We start from the raw sequence: 411 nt of genomic DNA on the forward strand, positions 1-411 counted from the left end.
TATTGGACACGCAAAAACCCAAACTCACCTTATTATTTTGCTGATGAAAATTATTTAATAAGAGCTTTACTTAATAAAGATCATTTGATTTTACAAGCTCAAAAGAATAAAAATATTATTTATACAAGTTATCATAGTGCTAAAGATGACTTAACTCCAGCTGATCATAAAATTTCTATGATAGAAATTTTAAAAGCCTTAAATTATGAAGTAGATTTTCATCTAATAGATGAAAAAGATATAGATGGCAAATTTATTAAAAATTTAACTCATGGGTGTGGAATTCCTGATAAGGCATTATTTAATAAAGAATTACCTATTATGCTTGAAAAATTAAAAGATAAAACATTTAGTATGAAAAAAGATAGTATATCTTATCCTTGTAAAAATAAAGTTTTTACCTTTAAAGAT

Annotated in this window: 1 protein-coding gene; it reads left to right on the forward strand. The window is 23.6% G+C overall.

Going from position 1 to position 411, the window contains the following annotated elements; all coding sequences use genetic code 11:
* The coding region (locus CAMP5063_RS08425) for a DUF2920 family protein (protein WP_337195172.1) at positions 1-411 on the forward strand (411 nt) is incomplete at both ends.

It is taken from the genome of Campylobacter sp. RM5063, from assembly GCF_024723655.1.
GTDB lineage: Bacteria > Campylobacterota > Campylobacteria > Campylobacterales > Campylobacteraceae > Campylobacter_D > Campylobacter_D lari_D.